The sequence below is a fragment of the Vibrio sp. T13N genome (genome assembly GCF_032970445.1).
Lineage (GTDB): Bacteria > Pseudomonadota > Gammaproteobacteria > Enterobacterales > Vibrionaceae > Vibrio > Vibrio diabolicus.
Map to the genome: position 1 here is coordinate 1 of NZ_JAWJYE010000016.1, position 12,671 is coordinate 12,671.

Here is a 12,671-nt window from a genome sequence, read left to right on the forward strand (position 1 = left end):
TATCAATCTGTGTGAACACTCATCGCAATAATCATCGTATAAGGAGGTGATCCAGCGCCAGGTTCCCCTAGCGCTACCTTGTTACGACTTCACCCCAGTCATGAACCACAAAGTGGTAAGCGTCCCCCCGAAGGTTAAACTACCTACTTCTTTTGCAGCCCACTCCCATGGTGTGACGGGCGGTGTGTACAAGGCCCGGGAACGTATTCACCGTGGCATTCTGATCCACGATTACTAGCGATTCCGACTTCATGGAGTCGAGTTGCAGACTCCAATCCGGACTACGACGCACTTTTTGGGATTCGCTCACTYTCGCAAGTTGGCCGCCCTCTGTATGCGCCATTGTAGCACGTGTGTAGCCCTACTCGTAAGGGCCATGATGACTTGACGTCGTCCCCACCTTCCTCCGGTTTATCACCGGCAGTCTCCCTGGAGTTCCCGACATTACTCGCTGGCAAACAAGGATAAGGGTTGCGCTCGTTGCGGGACTTAACCCAACATTTCACAACACGAGCTGACGACAGCCATGCAGCACCTGTCTCAGAGTTCCCGAAGGCACCAATCCATCTCTGGAAAGTTCTCTGGATGTCAAGAGTAGGTAAGGTTCTTCGCGTTGCATCGAATTAAACCACATGCTCCACCGCTTGTGCGGGCCCCCGTCAATTCATTTGAGTTTTAATCTTGCGACCGTACTCCCCAGGCGGTCTACTTAACGCGTTAGCTCCGAAAGCCACGGCTCAAGGCCACAACCTCCAAGTAGACATCGTTTACGGCGTGGACTACCAGGGTATCTAATCCTGTTTGCTCCCCACGCTTTCGCATCTGAGTGTCAGTATCTGTCCAGGGGGCCGCCTTCGCCACCGGTATTCCTTCAGATCTCTACGCATTTCACCGCTACACCTGAAATTCTACCCCCCTCTACAGTACTCTAGTCTGCCAGTTTCAAATGCTATTCCGAGGTTGAGCCCCGGGCTTTCACATCTGACTTAACAAACCACCTGCATGCGCTTTACGCCCAGTAATTCCGATTAACGCTCGCACCCTCCGTATTACCGCGGCTGCTGGCACGGAGTTAGCCGGTGCTTCTTCTGTCGCTAACGTCAAACRAYGCCGCTATTAACGACRMCGCCTTCCTCACGACTGAAAGTACTTTACAACCCGAAGGCCTTCTTCATACACGCGGCATGGCTGCATCAGGCTTGCGCCCATTGTGCAATATTCCCCACTGCTGCCTCCCGTAGGAGTCTGGACCGTGTCTCAGTTCCAGTGTGGCTGATCATCCTCTCAGACCAGCTAGGGATCGTYGCCTTGGTGAGCCCTTACCTCACCAACTAGCTAATCCCACCTAGGCATATCCTGACGCGAGAGGCCCGAAGGTCCCCCTCTTTGGCCCGTAGGCATCATGCGGTATTAGCCATCGTTTCCAATGGTTATCCCCCACATCAGGGCAATTTCCTAGGCATTACTCACCCGTCCGCCGCTCGACGCCGTTATCGTTCCCCGAAGGTTCAGATAACTCGTTTCCGCTCGACTTGCATGTGTTAGGCCTGCCGCCAGCGTTCAATCTGAGCCATGATCAAACTCTTCAATTTAAGATTTTGTTCGGCTCAATGAATACTGTTTCATTGAAACCTAATTTGATACCGAGGTATCTAATTGGATTATCATCAACGAGTGCCCACACAGATTGATAGGTCTATATTGTTAAAGAGCTTTCCTGTTGAGCTTTGCTCAAAACAGGACGGCCATTTTAGCGAGTTAAAGTTTAGTGTCAATCACTTTTTTCAAACTTTCTTCAAGCGTTTCCGCTTGGCTAATTTGGCTTGCTAACTTGGCTTCTAACTTTCGAAACTTAAGCTTCGAAGCGTTGCCGTGTCAGCGAGGTGGCATTATAGAGATTGCGATCACATTGGCAAGCCCTTTTTCTCGTTTTTTTTGATTTTTTTATCGTTCGGATAAATTTGCATCAAAAGCAGTCAAAAGAGCACGTTATTTCTACAGTTCTCTGAATTTATCTGCGAAAAGAGCCACTTTTTCCCAATTGGTGTATTCCACTTCTTTGGTCGTATCGGTTTCGCCACCTGTCATCGACATAATGAACCTAATCATAGTTCTGTCGAACCAGCTGTAACGTGGGTAATAAAGTGCACCAGCAAAAACACCGATTAGCGTTGGTTTCCAAGGAGACTTAATTAGAAACTTGCGAATGTAAGCACTACCTTCAGGTGTATCCTTTCCTTGGTCCTCTTTACGAGCGGTTAGGTTTACGCAGAAAAATGCCACTTTATTTTGCTCCAATTGATTGAGGTTTCGCTCAATAAACTGGTATAGCTTTTTATTAAGATGGCCATAGCGAATAGAGGCGCCTATCAATACTCTGTCGTATTGGCTGAAATCAATCGTCTCGACATTATGTAAATCCATCAACTCACAATCGAAGTCTGGAAGTTGTTCATCTATATAGTGGAGAATTTTTTTAGTCTGCCCTTCGCGGGAAGAGTATAGAAATAATGCTTTTGCCACGATTTCCCCTTAGCTACGCCAAAACGTCGGCGTAAGTAGAATAAGTAAGGTAAAGATTTCCAAACGACCAAACAGCATAGAAACTATCAATACCCATTTTGCTTTGTCGTTAACATCACCAAAGTGAAGCGCCACTTCTCCCAAGCCAGGACCGAGGTTGTTCAGAGTCGCAGCCACCGCCGAGAACGCACTGAGCTCATCCATTCCTGTTGCAATTAACCCCAACATACAAACCACAAATACCAATGCGTATGCGGAGAAGAAGCCCCAAACCGCATCGACAACACGTTGCGGTAGGGCACTGCCACCTACTTTGATGGTGTAAACCGCGCGTGGATGGACTAAACGTTTTAGTTCACGCGCACCTTGTAAGGTAAGAAGCAGGATACGGATCACTTTCATGCCGCCGCCTGTTGAACCAGCACAACCACCTATAAAGGAAGAGAACAATAACAGCACAGGTAAGAAGAGCGGCCAATCCGCAAAACCTGTTGTCGTAAAGCCCGCTGTTGTGGATATTGATACGGTTTGGAACAGAGCCTGATCGAAAGCATCGTATGTCGATGTGTAAGAGTGATGTTTCAGTAATAATAGAAAGCAAATGATAAATAGCAGCACTTGAATAAACAAGAAGGCGCGAAACTCAGGATCTTTCCAGTAATACTTGGGATGTACGCCACCTGATGCAAATGCAGCAAAGTGCAGCGTGTAGTTACATGCAGATATAAGCAGAAAAACCACGGTAATCAGGTTAATCGCGTAACTATCAAAGTATCCGATGCTGGCATCGTGGGTAGAGAAGCCACCAATGGCAATGGTGGAAAAGCTGTGACTGATGGCATCAAATGGCGTCATACCAGCTAACCAAAAAGCCGAAGCACAGGCGATAGTCAGGCTCAAATAGATGTACCAAAGCGCCTTAGCAGTTTCTGCTATGCGCGGCGTCACTTTAGTATCCTTGACTGGACCAGGGATCTCGGCGCGGTAAAGCTGCATACCACCGATGCCAAGTACTGGCAAAATCGCCACCGCTAATACGATGATCCCCATACCGCCGAACCACTGCAGTAACTGTCGATAGAATAGAATTGCTTTAGGTAACTCATCCAAACCAACAATAACGGTCGCCCCGGTCGTCGTGAGAGCAGAAAACGATTCAAAAAACGCATCTGTCACTGAGACGTTCGGGTTGTCAGCTATTAGAAAGGGGATCGAGCCTGCGCTGCCAAGTACTGTCCAGAACAGAACGACAATAAGAAAGCCATCTCGAGCTTTAAGCTCGTGCTTATACCTGCGGTTTGGGTACCAACAAACGGCCCCACAAAACAGCAGAACAAAAAATGTCGTGACAAAAGGCACACCTGCACCATCTCGATAGATCAGCGCAACGAGTGCTGGCGCAAGCATAGTGACACTAAAGAGTGCGAGCAGTAGCCCGACGATTCGAATAATTGAACGAAATTGCATGGATAAATTGACTAGCGAAGCTGTCCCTGTTGCTTCCTGTTTTTCATTATTGTCCGTCTAGCGGAGTGACAATTGCCTTTGCCCCGCTTTTATTGATGATTGCTTGGGTAAACGCGCTCACTTCTCGAAGCTCAATTTCCACCACTAATACCACCTGATCGCTGTATTCAGCCTCGACTTCTATCGCACCAAATTGCGGCATGATTGACTGTGCGATCGGCATAAACCCATAGTCTAACGTTAGTCTGAGCTTTGTGGTTATTTTTTTCTCAATAGTTTGAAGCAGCTTGAGCGCTTGTTGTACCCCACCCCCATACGCTTTAACCAAGCCGCCTGTACCTAACTTGATTCCACCAGAGTATCGCGTGACCACTGCCGTGATTTCCCCCACCCCAGAGCCAGACAGCTGCGCCAGGATCGGTTTGCCTGCAGTTCCGGACGGCTCCCCATCATCACTAAAGCCCCATTTCATTGAATCTTCCGGGCGACCAGCAACAAAGCCCCAACAGTTATGTCTGGCATCAGCGTGTTTAGCTTTGATTTGATCAACAAATGCTTTTGCTGCTTCGATACTTGGCGTGTGTGCCAAATAAGTAATGAAGACGCTCTTTTTAATTTCCTCTTCAAATTGAGCGGGCTCTGCTGGAATCAGATAAGGCTTGTCATTCATAGGATTATGGATTCAGGTCTATTTGCCTGAAGTCTATCACGAGTGTGATTTACCCGTCGCATAAGATCTGCCACAGCGCACAATGTTAAACACTTGTTTAAAAAATGTATTGAAATTAGACAATCCACGATCCAAACTAACTTTACTGGTCAAACCAGAACAAAAATAAAACGACTTCCTCGATACCTATTTGCCGAGGTACACGGCGTCGTTGAAATAGGTATACAGACAATCCACGATTGTATGTCATGGAGATAGACAATGATTTACCAAGCCGAAACCCTACAGGTAAAGGAAATACAAGATGGTATTGCAGAGCTAAGCTTCTGCTCTCCAAAATCCGTCAACAAACTCGACCTAGCGACATTGGAATCGCTAGATAAAGCTCTTGATGCGCTCATTGCCCATCAAGGCCTCAAGGGGTTGTTGCTCACTTCAGATAAAGACGCATTCATTGTAGGCGCAGACATTACCGAGTTTTTAGGTCTGTTTGCTAAAACGGATACCGAGCTCGACCAATGGCTGCAATTTGCTAACAGCATCTTTAACAAATTAGAAGACTTACCCGTTCCGACCATCTCAGTGATCAAAGGCCACGCTCTTGGTGGCGGTTGTGAATGTGTACTAGCAACAGACATGCGTATTGGTGACAAAACCACCAGCATCGGCCTACCAGAAACGAAACTGGGAATCATGCCGGGCTTTGGTGGTTGTGTACGCTTACCTCGCGTTATTGGCGCAGACAGCGCAATGGAAATCATCACCCAAGGTAAAGCATGCCGAGCTGATGAAGCATTGAAAATTGGCTTACTCGATGCTGTTGTAGAGACTGATGCTTTATACGAATCGGCACTACAAACTCTTAACTCTGCAATTAATGAGAAACTTGACTGGCAAGCACGCCGAGCACAGAAAACATCTCCTCTAACGCTGAGTAAGCTAGAATCGATGATGAGCTTCACCATGGCGAAAGGTCTAGTGGCACAGAAAGCTGGTCCTCACTACCCTGCCCCAATGACAGCCGTTATCACGATTGAAGAAGGTGCTCGCTTTGCACGTAATGAAGCGTTAGACATTGAACGTAAGCACTTCGTGAAATTGGCTAAATCGGAAGAAGCAAAATCACTGGTTGGCCTATTCCTTAACGATCAATACATCAAAGGCATTGCGAAAAAAGCAGCGAAGTCAGCAAGTAAAGACACGCAACGTGCAGCCGTATTAGGTGCAGGTATCATGGGTGGCGGCATTGCTTACCAATCAGCGCTAAAAGGTGTGCCTGTCTTAATGAAAGACATCGCACAAGCGTCGCTCGACCTAGGCATGACTGAAGCATCTAAGCTGCTGAATAAACGCTTATCTCGCGGTCGCATTGATGGCTTTAAGATGGCGGGTATTTTAGCGTCAATCACACCGAGCCTACATTACGCAGGTATTGAGAACTCTGATGTGATTGTTGAAGCTGTCGTTGAAAATCCGAAAGTAAAAGCAGCAGTTTTGAGTGAAGTTGAATCCCATGTCGGTGACGACACCGTTATCACCTCAAACACCTCGACGATTCCAATCAACCTATTGGCAAAATCACTAAAACGCCCAGAAAACTTCTGTGGTATGCACTTCTTCAACCCAGTGCATCGTATGCCTCTTGTTGAGATTATCCGTGGTGAGCACACCTCTGATGAAACCATCAATCGTGTTGTGGCGTATGCTGCGAAAATGGGCAAATCACCAATTGTCGTTAATGACTGCCCAGGGTTCTTCGTTAACCGCGTATTGTTCCCATACTTTGGCGGCTTCAGCATGCTACTTCGTGATGGTGCTGACTTTACGAAAATCGACAAAGTCATGGAGCGTAAGTTTGGCTGGCCGATGGGACCGGCGTACTTGCTTGACGTAGTCGGCATTGATACCGCGCACCACGCACAAGCTGTGATGGCAGAGGGTTTCCCTGAGCGTATGGGTAAACAAGGTCGTGATGCGATTGATGCACTATTCGAAGCAGACAAATATGGTCAGAAGAATGGTAATGGCTTCTACAGCTACACCATAGATAAAAAAGGTAAGCCGAAGAAAACCTTCTCTGAAGCGATCTTACCAGTACTTGCTGACGTTTGTGCCGATAAGCAGGACTTTGACGATGAGACCATCATTCAACGTATGATGACTCCAATGATCAACGAAGTTGTGCTGTGCCTTCAAGAAGGCATCATCGCTACTCCGCAGGAAGCAGACATGGCATTGGTTTATGGTCTTGGTTTCCCTCCATTCCGCGGTGGCGTATTCCGCTATCTAGACAGCGTGGGTATTGCTGAATACGTTGAAATGGCAAAACAACATGCCGAGCTAGGTGCGATGTACCAAGTACCGCAAATGCTGATTGATATGGCGGCGAAAGGTGAAAGCTTTTACGGTGCACAACAGCAAGGTTCTATCTAAGGAGGGATTCTAAAATGACTAATCAAACAAGAAATGTTGTCGTAGTCGATTGTCTACGTACTCCAATGGGTCGCTCTAAAGGTGGTGCTTTCCGTCATACACGAGCAGAAGATCTATCTGCGCGTCTAATGAAAGGCATTCTTGCACGTAACCCACAAGTGAACCCAAGCGAGATTGAAGACATCTACTGGGGTTGTGTACAGCAAACACTAGAGCAAGGCTTTAACGTTGCACGTAATGCCGCGCTACTCGCGGGCCTGCCGATTGAAATTGGCGCTGTGACGGTTAACCGTTTGTGTGGCTCATCCATGCAAGCGCTGCATGACGGTACACGTGCGATCATGACTGGCGATGCTGAAATCTGCCTAATTGGTGGCGTTGAGCACATGGGGCATGTGCCGATGAACCACGGGGTAGACTTTCACCCTGGTATGTCAAAGAACGTAGCAAAAGCTGCGGGCATGATGGGCTTAACGGCTGAAATGCTTGGTAAATTACATGGCATTAGCCGTGAGCAACAAGACGAGTTTGCCGCGCGCTCTCACGCTCGTGCGCACGCAGCAACCGTAGAGGGTCGCTTTAAAAACGAAATCCTACCAATTGAAGGCCATGCGGCTGACGGTACACTGTTCACTCTGGATTACGACGAAGTGATTCGCCCTGAAACATCCGTTGAAGGTCTGTCTCAGCTTCGTCCTGTGTTTGACCCAGCAAACGGTACAGTAACAGCCGGTACATCATCGGCGCTATCTGATGGCGCATCAGCGATGCTGATCATGAGTGAAGAGAAAGCCAATGAGCTTGGCTTGAAAATTCGCGCACGTATTAAGGGCATGGCGATCGCAGGTTGCGATCCATCCATCATGGGTTACGGCCCTGTACCTGCGACGCAAAAAGCGCTCAAGCGTGCTGGTCTTTCAATTGAAGACATGGATGTGGTTGAGCTAAACGAAGCATTTGCAGCGCAGTCTCTGCCGTGTGCTAAAGACTTAGGTCTGCTTGATGTGATGGATGAGAAGGTCAACCTTAACGGTGGTGCGATAGCATTGGGTCATCCACTAGGCTGTTCTGGTTCCCGCATCTCAACAACGTTGATCAACCTAATGGAAGCGAAAGATGCGAAATATGGTCTAGCCACTATGTGTATCGGTTTGGGTCAGGGTATAGCGACCGTATTTGAGAGGCCTTAACGCTTGGGGTGAAGTAGGCTCAAAACGACGATGGTCGTAGTGATCTACTCAACAACCAGAATGAAATGAATAAATACTAAAATAATTTAGTATTACACTTAAGGGCGACATCAGATGTCGCCCTTTGTTTTACGCCAAACACAGTAAATATGCATACAAAGCATACATGAAATGAGTAACTTTCATTTTATTCATAGATAGAGAAGACATAAACTTATAGACAGTTAATATCTTGCTGTATGTGGCAACTGAGTCACGCTAACGCAATTTCGGAGAACCTTATGTTTAATGCTCTAGTTCTAAACCAAGAAGACAAACGCACTATCGCTAGTATCGAGCAAATCGATGAAACACAACTGCCGGAAGGTGACGTTCTGGTTGAAGTCGATTACTCATCGTTGAATTACAAAGATGGTTTGGCGATCACAGGTAAAGGTAAAATCATCCGTAACTTCCCGATGGTACCTGGCATTGATCTAGCGGGTACGGTTGTAAGTTCTGAAGATTCGCGTTACCAAGCTGGTGACAAAGTGGTCTTAACTGGCTGGGGCGTGGGTGAAAACCATTGGGGTGGCATGGCTCAACGTGCTCGTCTAAAAGCGGATTGGCTAGTGCCACTACCAAAAGGTCTAGACAGCAAAAAAGCAATGATGGTTGGTACTGCTGGCTTCACTGGTATGCTATGTGTTCAAGCACTGCTTGATGCAGGCATCAAACCTGAAGCTGGTGAAATCCTAGTAACGGGCGCAAGTGGCGGCGTAGGCTCGGTAGCAGTAACGCTCCTAGCGCAGCTTGGCTACAAAGTTGCAGCAGTGACAGGACGTGTAGAGAAAAACGGTCCGCTACTTGAAAAACTAGGTGCTAGCCGCATCATTGACCGTACTGAATTTGAAGAACCAGCACGTCCACTTGAAAAGCAAGTATGGGCAGGTGCGGTAGATACCGTCGGCAGCAAAGTACTAGCAAAAGTATTGGCGCAAATGGATTACAACAGTGCAGTCGCCGCTTGTGGTCTTGCAGGTGGTTTTGATCTACCAACTACAGTGATGCCGTTCATCCTACGTAACGTTCGTCTACAAGGTGTGGACTCAGTAATGTGTCCAACAGAGAAACGCATCGCAGCATGGGAAAAACTGGTTGAACTACTACCAGACAGCTATTTCGAGCAAGCATGTACTGAAGTAGAACTAGCAGAAGCACCAAAATACGCAGAAGACATCACCAACGGTCAAGTAACGGGTCGTGTGGTTATCAAGCTGTAAACACTGACTCAGCGTAAACAGACGAAGAGCCGGCATTGCTGGCTCTTTTTGTTAGCAGTTTAGTCCCATATCTTCGATACGCTTAGCTATTAGACGGCTACATTCTTCACGCACAATCGTTCTTAACCATTCTTGAGCAGGAGAATGCTCGCAACGCGCATGCCAAATCATCGAGTATTCAAATGGAGTAAATTGGAATGGTAATGGTTTCACCACCAAGTCATAACGCTCGGCAACCAGATACGCCAAGTCCGCTGGCACTGTGATGATAATTGGCAAGGTATCCATGATCGCCAATGCAGCCTCTAAATGATAAGCCCGCAGAACCATTTTACGCTTAGGTTTCTCCATCAAAGCTTGTTCGATCAGTGCCTTAACACCATCACTGATGGCGATCATAGCATGTGGATGACTCAGATAATCATTCAAGCTCATTTCTTTATCCGCTAATGGATGCTGTTTTGAAAGCATACACAGCACCCCCACTCGCCCCAACACTTCACTGCGTAGCGGCTCCACCGGACCTGTCGGGCGACAAATCGCTAAGTCTGCCCCTTCATAAGTCAACTGATCGGATAAACGGTCATGCTGCAAAGGCAAAAAGTTAAACGACACATTCGGCGCTTCTTGGTAAATTCTCGGCAAAGCGAACGGTAAGATCGTTTGCATGGCATAGTCGGTGGTCACGATGTTGAAAGTCTGTACGCATTGCAATGGGTCAAACTCAACCGGAGATAACAACTGACGTAAAGACTCTAATGGCTCACCTAATGAGCGATCGATCTCTAACGCTTTCTGAGTTGGGATCAAATGCTGTCCCTGACGAGTAAACAGCGGGTCTCCCAATAAGTCACGCAGACGACCAAGCACACGACTCATTGCCGATTGACTCAAATTCAGACGTGTTGCCGCCTTACTGACGCTGTTTTCTTCTATCAGTACTCGCAACGCAACCAGTAAATTTAAATCTCGGCGATAGATGTCTTCCAGTTCCACGAATTAGCCACTTATTTTGTATGTGTTTGGGTAAATTGTACTCTTCAGGCAAAAAAAATCCCGCCTTTCAGCGGGGAAGCCCAAGAAAAATGGGGATAGTGTCGGAATGAAGTGTCGGTAAAAATAGGTGAGCGTTATTAAAGTATTCTGATCGAAGCAAAAAGCGCTAATTTTCTTGCTCAGATGCACCTGACCATTTGCGCATCTCGATCCAAATCCCAATAATAGTGGCAACCATGCCTACAAGAGGCATCAAAGAGGTGTCAGCTGGCGTTCTGAGTACCAAAGCACAAAACGAGATAAAACAAAGTACGGAGTAAATCGTAAGTCTGTCTAACGCTGTTAACATTGCCTCTCCCTTGCTAGTTGTTACCAAATTGTTAATTTAAGGTAAAACAAAAAATTCCGTTTGCCAAGTGGTTATTGAATATTTTTTCAACGAACGTAGAATTCACCGCTAAGTTAGTTACGAGAATCACACTATGAGCTTTAATCCTGAACTGGCAACAAAGACATTAGAGGCGGAAGGACTGCGCTGCCCAGAGCCAGTGATGATGGTCAGGAAGACAATTCGCAACATGCAAGATGGTGAGATTTTGCTGGTCAAAGCAGATGACCCATCCACGACTCGAGACATTCCGAGTTTCTGCCGTTTTATGGACCACCAATTAGTCGCGGCACAAACGGAACAAGTTCCGTATCAGTACCTGATCAAGAAAGGGTTGGAATAATCTGGTCGAATTAAAAACGGCAGCCGATTGGCTGCCGTTTGTTTATTCATCGTATTCGAGTGTGCGAACTTCTGATTGGAGCTTGTTGAGTTGTTTTTTCATTGCCCGCATCTCTTCATGCATAGGAATGATGTGGGCTACGCGAATCCACGCCTCTACTGTTAATCCAGTAAGAACGAACGATCCTGCCACAATCGGCAACCACATATCAGTCAGTACCATCGCTAACAAGCACAGCGCCAAACCAAAGGTGAATAAATAACTCTGACTCTTTGGGGTCATCCCCATGTAACGTGTAAGCATAAACTTGCCCTCTCGCTATCATTCACACCATTAAACTACCATGACAAGTATGACACTAATATGTCATCCGTCACGCTACGGAGCGATTTTAAGTCAGAGTTTGAGCTACGCCACTAATTCGCTAGTTATTGATTATTTGCATCATTTTAACGATTGTTCGCGGATAACATTTTCCATTTTCAGGCTGCGTTATCCGCCTAAAAACATTAAAAGAAGGCCGCACCAATCGCCAACAACACGAACAAAATAGCGGTGACTTTACGAATCAAACCCAGGGGCATCTTGTCTGCTGAAAGCTTACCAATTAACACCACAGGCACGTTAGCCAACAGCATACCAATGGTCGTGCCAAGTATGACCCAACTCAGCGCATCCGCGTATTGCGCGCCTAGGATAGAAGTAGCGATCTGAGTTTTATCGCCAATCTCAGCCACAAAGAAAGCAATAAAGCTGGCAATGAAAGGACCTCGGTTTGAAATCTGTTCGTCATCATCCAACTTATCAGGAATCAACACCCAAGCCGCCATCGCGACAAAACTGACCACCAGCACCCACTTTAAAATATCAGGTGATAAATAATCAGCGACAACCACACCTAACCATGCAGCCAAAGCGTGGTTGGCAATGGTTGCCAAAAAGATTGCTGCAATAATTGGTATTGGTTTGCGGTAACGACTTGCGAGTAATAGAGATAGCAATTGGGTCTTATCGCCAATTTCTGCTAACGCTACAGTAGTAATTGAAATAGCTAAAACGCTCACGACATGCTCATTGGGGCAGGGATTATTATATTTAACCAAAGACAAACCTCACGCCCCTACCCCGGTTCGTGATGATTTGTCTAAGGTCTTGCTAAACTTGAAAGGCTTCAAGTCTCGAACGCCATGGTGATTTTGCACCAATTATGTTGACGGACGAACCAGATGAAACAGAAACTTCATCAGGTAAGCTACTCCCCAAAGACAGGCGCAATTCTAGCCACCTTTGTTGCGCTTCTCAAGAGCCAAAGCAGGCAAAAACTCCCTTTTAAGAAAAATACAGCAGATAACGCGGTAAAAATTCATTAAAGGAGAAAATCGCCCACGAATTAATCAAG

General features: G+C 46.8%; 11 protein-coding genes and 1 rRNA gene. 4 read left to right on the forward strand and 8 right to left on the reverse strand.

Annotation, left to right across the window (positions count from 1 at the left end; all coding sequences use genetic code 11):
* Positions 1 to 39: 39 nt before the first annotated feature.
* From R2S67_RS19815 to R2S67_RS19830, 4 genes are all read right to left on the reverse strand, one after another.
* Positions 40 to 1,592: ribosomal RNA gene (locus R2S67_RS19815) — 16S ribosomal RNA — on the reverse strand.
* 403 nt (positions 1,593 to 1,995) lie between these two features.
* Positions 1,996 to 2,523: a menaquinone-dependent protoporphyrinogen IX dehydrogenase gene (hemG, locus tag R2S67_RS19820; RefSeq protein WP_104974672.1), complete on the reverse strand. Its 528-nt coding sequence runs from the start codon at positions 2,521 to 2,523 to the stop codon at positions 1,996 to 1,998.
* Positions 2,524 to 2,532: 9 nt separating this feature from the next.
* A complete protein-coding gene (locus R2S67_RS19825) occupies positions 2,533 to 3,990 on the reverse strand; it encodes a TrkH family potassium uptake protein (protein WP_005378893.1) in 1,458 nt (485 codons plus the stop codon).
* Positions 3,991 to 4,036: 46 nt separating this feature from the next.
* A complete protein-coding gene (locus R2S67_RS19830) occupies positions 4,037 to 4,660 on the reverse strand; it encodes a YigZ family protein (protein ID WP_005378891.1) in 624 nt (207 codons plus the stop codon).
* A gap of 261 nt (positions 4,661 to 4,921) precedes the next feature.
* Between R2S67_RS19830 and fadB the strand changes: the two genes are divergently transcribed.
* The 3 genes from fadB (at position 4,922) to R2S67_RS19845 (ending at position 9,545) form a co-directional block, all read left to right on the forward strand.
* Positions 4,922 to 7,093, forward strand: coding sequence for a fatty acid oxidation complex subunit alpha FadB (gene fadB / locus R2S67_RS19835; protein ID WP_317346710.1), 2,172 nt, complete (start codon positions 4,922 to 4,924; stop codon positions 7,091 to 7,093).
* A gap of 14 nt (positions 7,094 to 7,107) precedes the next feature.
* Entirely contained in the window at positions 7,108 to 8,283 is a 1,176-nt protein-coding gene (fadA, locus tag R2S67_RS19840) for an acetyl-CoA C-acyltransferase FadA (protein WP_074190071.1), read from the forward strand.
* Between the two features lie 281 nt (positions 8,284 to 8,564).
* A complete protein-coding gene (locus tag R2S67_RS19845) occupies positions 8,565 to 9,545 on the forward strand; it encodes an MDR family oxidoreductase (RefSeq protein ID WP_047010269.1) in 981 nt (326 codons plus the stop codon).
* A 51-nt stretch (positions 9,546 to 9,596) separates the two neighbouring features.
* Here the strand turns inward: R2S67_RS19845 and R2S67_RS19850 are convergent, their stop codons facing one another.
* A complete protein-coding gene (locus R2S67_RS19850; protein WP_317346711.1) occupies positions 9,597 to 10,541 on the reverse strand; it encodes a LysR family transcriptional regulator in 945 nt (314 codons plus the stop codon).
* A 166-nt stretch (positions 10,542 to 10,707) separates the two neighbouring features.
* The gene (locus R2S67_RS19855; protein ID WP_005394131.1) at positions 10,708 to 10,890 is read right to left on the reverse strand and encodes a hypothetical protein; all 183 of its coding nucleotides are present in this window, start codon (positions 10,888 to 10,890) and stop codon (positions 10,708 to 10,710) included.
* Positions 10,891 to 11,023: 133 nt separating this feature from the next.
* On the opposite strand from R2S67_RS19855, the gene tusA reads away from it, so the two are divergent.
* On the forward strand, positions 11,024 to 11,272 hold the full coding sequence (tusA, locus tag R2S67_RS19860; protein ID WP_104969977.1) for a sulfurtransferase TusA: 249 nt from the start codon (positions 11,024 to 11,026) through the stop codon (positions 11,270 to 11,272).
* Between the two features lie 42 nt (positions 11,273 to 11,314).
* On the opposite strand, the gene R2S67_RS19865 is transcribed toward tusA, so the two are convergent.
* Positions 11,315 to 11,575, reverse strand: a complete 261-nt coding sequence (locus tag R2S67_RS19865; protein WP_031780377.1) for a hypothetical protein — start codon at positions 11,573 to 11,575, stop codon at positions 11,315 to 11,317.
* A gap of 206 nt (positions 11,576 to 11,781) precedes the next feature.
* Complete coding sequence (locus R2S67_RS19870) at positions 11,782 to 12,336, reverse strand: TMEM165/GDT1 family protein (RefSeq protein ID WP_012841256.1); 555 nt, start codon at positions 12,334 to 12,336, stop codon at positions 11,782 to 11,784.
* Positions 12,337 to 12,671 lie beyond the last annotated feature (335 nt).

Coding starts and splice junctions, on each gene's coding strand:
- R2S67_RS19825 (WP_005378893.1), bottom strand. CDS start 3,990: ATGCAATTTCGTTCAATTATTCGAATCGTCGGGCTACTGCTCGCACTC.
- R2S67_RS19830 (WP_005378891.1), bottom strand. CDS start 4,660: ATGAATGACAAGCCTTATCTGATTCCAGCAGAGCCCGCTCAATTTGAA.
- fadB (WP_317346710.1), top strand. CDS start 4,922: ATGATTTACCAAGCCGAAACCCTACAGGTAAAGGAAATACAAGATGGT.
- fadA (WP_074190071.1), top strand. CDS start 7,108: ATGACTAATCAAACAAGAAATGTTGTCGTAGTCGATTGTCTACGTACT.
- R2S67_RS19845 (WP_047010269.1), top strand. CDS start 8,565: ATGTTTAATGCTCTAGTTCTAAACCAAGAAGACAAACGCACTATCGCT.
- R2S67_RS19855 (WP_005394131.1), bottom strand. CDS start 10,890: ATGTTAACAGCGTTAGACAGACTTACGATTTACTCCGTACTTTGTTTT.
- tusA (WP_104969977.1), top strand. CDS start 11,024: ATGAGCTTTAATCCTGAACTGGCAACAAAGACATTAGAGGCGGAAGGA.
- R2S67_RS19865 (WP_031780377.1), bottom strand. CDS start 11,575: ATGCTTACACGTTACATGGGGATGACCCCAAAGAGTCAGAGTTATTTA.